The organism is Streptococcus sp. HMSC072G04, from assembly GCF_001813295.1.
Classification (GTDB): Bacteria; Bacillota; Bacilli; order Lactobacillales; family Streptococcaceae; genus Streptococcus.
In genome coordinates, this window is record NZ_KV812015.1 from 1 (window position 1) to 5,299 (window position 5,299).

The window sequence follows — 5,299 nt, forward strand, 5'->3', positions numbered from 1 at the left end:
ATCAACATCACAGATGGTCAGATCTCATTTGGCACAGGCAAGAGCATCAATGGAAGGACCATCAGCTCCTTGCTGGTACAAGAACCGGAAGCAATTGCTTTGATCGCTCAATTGATCAAGGTAAAAGGTGACATGGTAGTTGATGGATCCATTTTAGGCCGTCATATTGCAAGCGAAAGCGTGGAAACCGGCCATATGAAAGCCGGATCAGTCACTACACCAATTTTGGCTAGTAATGCAGTTACAGCAGACAAGCTACAAGTTGATTATGCTTTGATTCAGAAACTGCTTGCTAATCAAGCATTTATTAGAGAATTGATCTCACAAAAAGCCTTTATCGCACAACTTAATTCAGTTGCTGTGTCGGCTGAGAGAATCCAAGGTGGAAGGTTGCTATCTAATAATGGTGCGACTGATTTTAATTTAGATAACGGAAGCGTGAACTTTTATTCTAACCAAGGTTCCATCAGACGGATTGATGATACGACATCATCTCAGTTTATCAGACTGGAACAAGGATATTTTAGAGCGGAACGTTTTGAAGATAGAAAGGCTGCTCGGATTGTCATAGGTACGAACCATGATAAGAAAGAGAGTGTAGAAAATGAAACATTTGCTGGCACTCGTCTGTGGTCGGGTAATGGTAACGGAGAAAAGGAATCATTCCACGAAACCGTTGCTGACCGTATTGTTTTCTATGCTAACGGGAAATATCGTAGTCCGTGGATGATCCACAATAACACGAGAGATGGGTATACATTCTTCATGCCATTGAATGAAAACCGAGTCAAGCATGTAATTGGTCGATCGGACAAAAGATTGAACAACATACATACAGACGAAATCATGTTAAATGGTGTCAGACTCAAAATGATGATAAAAGACATAATGAACCGTATCGGTTATCGTGGTGTTGGCAACTGGGCTGATCTCATTAATTAGGAGAAATCAATGAACGAAAACATCTTACTTTCAATGGTCGCTGAATTGAACAAACAATTGAGTGACAAGACGCTTGGTGAAATCGAGTTTAAGGCTCGTTTTACAGATTTGCAATCACAAGTAGCACAGCTTGCTCAAGAAGTTGAAAGCTATCGCTCGGTCTTAGAGTCTGACAAAGACTTAAAAGAACTTTTTGAAGAAATTAAGAATAAAAACGAGGTAACAAACTAATGGATTATAAAGTACAATTTAAATCATACAATGCAGTAGCTAACACTACCAAGGTAGCAATCAAGCAAGACTTCCCATACCGTGTATTTGAGGAAATTTTGCCAACAAATCGCATGGCCGAAGATGATGCGACACTGGTTGAAGCAGTATTGAACATCGTGCGCATGGAGCTTGATACATCTGGCGCAGTCGTAGCGATCAAGAAAGAGCTAGACAAATCTGTCGAAGCTAACAATGATGCTATTGCTAAAATCCAAGCTCTAACCAAAGACAACGAAGAAAAAGCGAACCAAATCCAGAAGATCAAGGACGTTGCTGATTGGAATCTTTTAGCTCGTGTAACAGATATTGACAATCCGATGGACCCTACAATCTTTAAGCGTGGACTTGAGTTAGTAGATCTTGGACAAGTTGGTAAAACATATCAACCACAAGAAATCTTTACGGTTGAAGATCCAAACCACACAGAAGCGTTTGGAGAAGGTAAGCGTGTCATGATCCAAGTGACCGAACCATTTACTTATCAGGGCGAAACCTTGGATCAATTAAACAGCCTTTTCCAAAATGGTAAGATTGGCATCTGGAAGTGGACCAAGCCAAAAGAAGAGAAGGAAGAGAAACCAGGACAACCTTCTGGTGACCTTGAAACTCAACCAGTGGCTACAGCTACACCACAACCAGCACTTTAATCAGAAAGGGGCGTGATCTATGATCCACTTTACACCAGAAGATATCTCGATGATGGTCGGATTTATCGGGATCTTACTTGGAATTTACGGTAATTTTAAAGGAAGTGTCGTGGCACAAGAAAAACGCATGGTCGTGATCGAAAAAGACATTGAAAACATGCGTGATTTTCGTCTGACAGCAGTTAGACGACTTGATAACCACGATGAACAGAATAAGTCTCTATTGATCCTCGCAGAGCAGGTCAAAGCCTTGAGCGAGGATATGAAGGAACTTAAAGCATTAATTCAAAACAAAAAATAATTAAGAGGTAATATTATGAATAAAATTAACTGGTCTGTACGTATCAAGAATAAAAATTTTTGGCTTGCAATCGTTCCAGCTCTTGCATTGCTTTTTCAAGCATTTGCGGATATCTTCGGTATCAAGCTAGAGTTTGGCCAAACCATTGATAAAATCTTGGTATTCGTCAATGTGTTGTTTGCATTCTTCGTTTTGGTCGGAGTGGTCAACGATCCAACTACTGCTGGATTGAGCGATTCAGAGCGTGCTTTAGGTTATGAAGAACCTAGCGAAGATTAATATATTTTTACTGGCTACTATCTATTTTTGGATAGTAGCCTTTGATTTTAGAAAGGAGCAGTAATGGCTACTTTAAATGATATTTTAGGATATGCAGAAGGTCTTGCAGATGCTGGAACGGGTGTATCTATGAGCCAGTGGGGTATGCAGTGTGCTGCACTACCTAATGCGATCTCTACTTACTTTTTTAGAAAAACTCTTTGGGGAAATGCGATTGATCTGCTTAATTCTGCCCGTGACCTTGGCTACGAGGTGGAATACAACCAAGAGGGAAATCTCGATAGTAAGCCACGGGCTGGGGCAGTATTCGTTATGGACACCACTTACATTTATGGTCACAGCTATGGCCACACTGGTTTAGTCATCAAAGACTCAGACGGCTATACCATGCGAACAATCGAACAAAATATTGACGGCAATGAAGATGCTCTTTATGTAGGTGGCCCAGCACGATATAACACCCGTGATTTTAACGGAATCGTAGGCTGGTTTTACTTCCCAGTTGATGGACAACCAGCACAAGTAAGCGCTATCGAACCATCAGAGCCTCTTACAGTCGATTCCAACGAATTTAACGAGGAAACTGGTACATTTACAGTTGAAGTCTCTGCGCTCAATGTACGGGCTTCTGCAGGTTTGTCTGGTGAGATCGTAGCAGTGTATACTGCAGGTCAAGCTATCAACTACGATGGCTGGATTGATAACGATGGATACATCTGGATCACATACATCGCAGGATCTGGCAATCGAAGATATGTCGCAGTCGGACAATCTGAAAACGGACGTAGAATTAATAGCTTTGGTTCATTCGCTTAAAAGGAGATGAATTATGAGTATTAATTCAACAAATCTAAAGCAATTTGAAGGTGGTGCAATCGTAAAGCAAGGCGACTCTGCCTCTCTTTTTGGTTATGAGTTGTTGGATGAAAATATGCATCCAATCAGTGATTTAAATGGCAAAAATGCTACAATCAGGATCTTTAATCAAAAAGGAAAGGCTACATTTGAGAGTACAGTAGAGAAATCAAAAGTTACTTTTAAAATTGGGAAAGCCCTACCTATTGGATCTTATTTGGTAGAAGTCGTTTGTGACGGGTATATATTCCCCAGTGATCGCTCAACACGCTTGGATATTACCCGTTCAGCGGACGAATTTACAAGCAAAGAAGTCCTATCACTTGTGAAAAATGATGTCAGAGAAGAGATTGACAAATACATTTCTGAACATCCAAACGGGACACAGGCTGAAGAACTGCCAGATTTAACCGTACTATACAATCTAGCTAAAATTTAAAGGAGAAAAATATGACTTTAAACACAGAAAATTTAACTCAATTCGCACAAGCTGTCGGAGCTGATGTCAAAGAGATTAAAACCACGCTTGCTAATAAAGCTGATAAGTCCGAGCTTGGACAAGCCGGGATCACTCAACAGCAGTTAGAGACGGCTATTGCTGGTGTAAAAACTGCTATTCTGGGCGAGGGTGTGCCAGAAGAATTGGACACTCTTAAAGAAATTGCAGACCGTATTGTTAACGGTGCAGGGTCAGCGGATCAGGCCATCGTGTCTAAAATGACAGAACTTGGTCAAAAATTCACTGACTTGGAAAATACAAATTTTGCACAGATTTATAATGCCGCTAAAAATACCCTCTAAGGAGGTGAAGCATGGATAAACTAAAACAAGTTATTCAGGCGATTGGGGTTGATATAGGTGCGCTTCAAGGACAACAGACTTCCTTTTTATCAGCTTCTAAAGCATACGAACTATTTCCAACCTATGCAACTTTGCAATCCCAGATGGCCAATAACATCAAAGACAAGCACCTTGAATTGGGTCTGGATGCATTGATTGATACAAAATTGGCAAATGGCGGTGATCCATTCGTCACACGCTCAAAACTCCCCACAGTGGACACAAGCCAGCTTGCTACCAAGAACGATTTGGAAGAGCTGAAACGATCAGTCGGATCTGGAACTGGCACAAGCACAGAGCTAAAAGGCCAAGGCTTCCCATACGCTTTAGACGCAGAAATCGGAGTGACTTACATTGACACCACAGCCAAAAACGGAGCCTTTAAGTGGATTAAAAAACGTGCTGGTGTTGGCCGTGAAAATTGGGTTATTCTCGCTGGTGATACGGGGAAAGTTCGGGCAAGAAATATAAATTCTACTCTCGGTGCGTCTTACATGGAATTCAGACGTATCAACTCGACCGTAGAAATCAATTTTGGCGGTCTATCGTGGGGTTGGTTCGGTATCAAGCGGAGAGGTGCGGAGGGATACGTTCCGCAAGGTTCAGACAGAGAGCGAAACGTGGTTATCTTAAACGTTCAAGGAATCCCAGTTGGCTTTCGTCCAATTGGGTCAAAAATCGGTATGATCACTAATGACAAAGGCAAACGGCTGGGCACTTGGTATCTGGGCGGGTCGGGTGACGGCAATCAATTCCGCTTGCAATTTGATGACCCCGTACCTACTGACCGAGACATCGGAGATATCCGCTTCTCTAGCGTAGTATATATCACGGACGATCCTTGGCCAGAAACTCTATAGTAAGACACAACCCTCCCATTTTGGGAGGGCTTTTTTTATTTGCTCTGAAATTTGTGTTTATAACAGACATTTTAGAGATTGTCTTGTATAACCTCAAATAATTATCAAAAAATCTTTACCTATTAAATACCTTTCCCCCGTATATTTGATAATAATAAAGCTTGAACTTTCTTGGAAGCTATGCTAAACTAGTAATACAAATGATGAAGCCGTGAAAGTTTAGAGGTCAGTACCTAAAACAGACCCTAAAAGCTAAAAACAGCGATATGAACAACTTTTAGAAACTCCCACCGGCTCCATAT

9 protein-coding genes are annotated in these 5,299 nt (G+C 41.3%); all 9 read left to right on the plus strand.

What is annotated here, in order from left to right:
- On the plus strand, window positions 1-942 hold a 942-nt coding region (locus tag HMPREF2904_RS02615), incomplete at its 5' end, for a gp58-like family protein (protein ID WP_218108838.1).
- A 9-nt stretch (window positions 943-951) separates the two neighbouring features.
- Window positions 952-1,173 carry a hypothetical protein gene (locus HMPREF2904_RS02620; protein ID WP_070659791.1) on the plus strand — a complete coding sequence of 74 codons (222 nt, stop codon included), beginning with the start codon at window positions 952-954 and terminating at the stop codon, window positions 1,171-1,173.
- Window positions 1,173-1,862, plus strand: coding sequence for a hypothetical protein (locus tag HMPREF2904_RS02625; protein ID WP_070659793.1), 690 nt, complete (start codon window positions 1,173-1,175; stop codon window positions 1,860-1,862). Before HMPREF2904_RS02620 ends, HMPREF2904_RS02625 begins: the two co-directional genes overlap by 1 nt.
- Window positions 1,863-1,881: 19 nt before the next feature.
- Window positions 1,882-2,163, plus strand: a complete 282-nt coding sequence (locus HMPREF2904_RS02630) for a DUF7365 family protein (protein WP_070659795.1) — start codon at window positions 1,882-1,884, stop codon at window positions 2,161-2,163.
- A gap of 15 nt (window positions 2,164-2,178) precedes the next feature.
- The gene (locus tag HMPREF2904_RS02635; RefSeq protein WP_031575453.1) at window positions 2,179-2,442 is read left to right on the plus strand and encodes a phage holin; all 264 of its coding nucleotides are present in this window, start codon (window positions 2,179-2,181) and stop codon (window positions 2,440-2,442) included.
- Window positions 2,443-2,505: 63 nt separating this feature from the next.
- Entirely contained in the window at window positions 2,506-3,258 is a 753-nt protein-coding gene (locus tag HMPREF2904_RS02640; RefSeq protein WP_070659798.1) for a CHAP domain-containing protein, read from the plus strand.
- Between the two features lie 13 nt (window positions 3,259-3,271).
- Window positions 3,272-3,736: a hypothetical protein gene (locus HMPREF2904_RS02645; protein WP_070659801.1), complete on the plus strand. Its 465-nt coding sequence runs from the start codon at window positions 3,272-3,274 to the stop codon at window positions 3,734-3,736.
- An 11-nt stretch (window positions 3,737-3,747) separates the two neighbouring features.
- Complete coding sequence (locus HMPREF2904_RS02650; protein ID WP_070659804.1) at window positions 3,748-4,098, plus strand: hypothetical protein; 351 nt, start codon at window positions 3,748-3,750, stop codon at window positions 4,096-4,098.
- Window positions 4,099-4,109: 11 nt separating this feature from the next.
- On the plus strand, window positions 4,110-4,997 hold the full coding sequence (locus tag HMPREF2904_RS02655) for a hypothetical protein (RefSeq protein ID WP_070659807.1): 888 nt from the start codon (window positions 4,110-4,112) through the stop codon (window positions 4,995-4,997).
- Window positions 4,998-5,299: the final 302 nt, after the last annotated feature.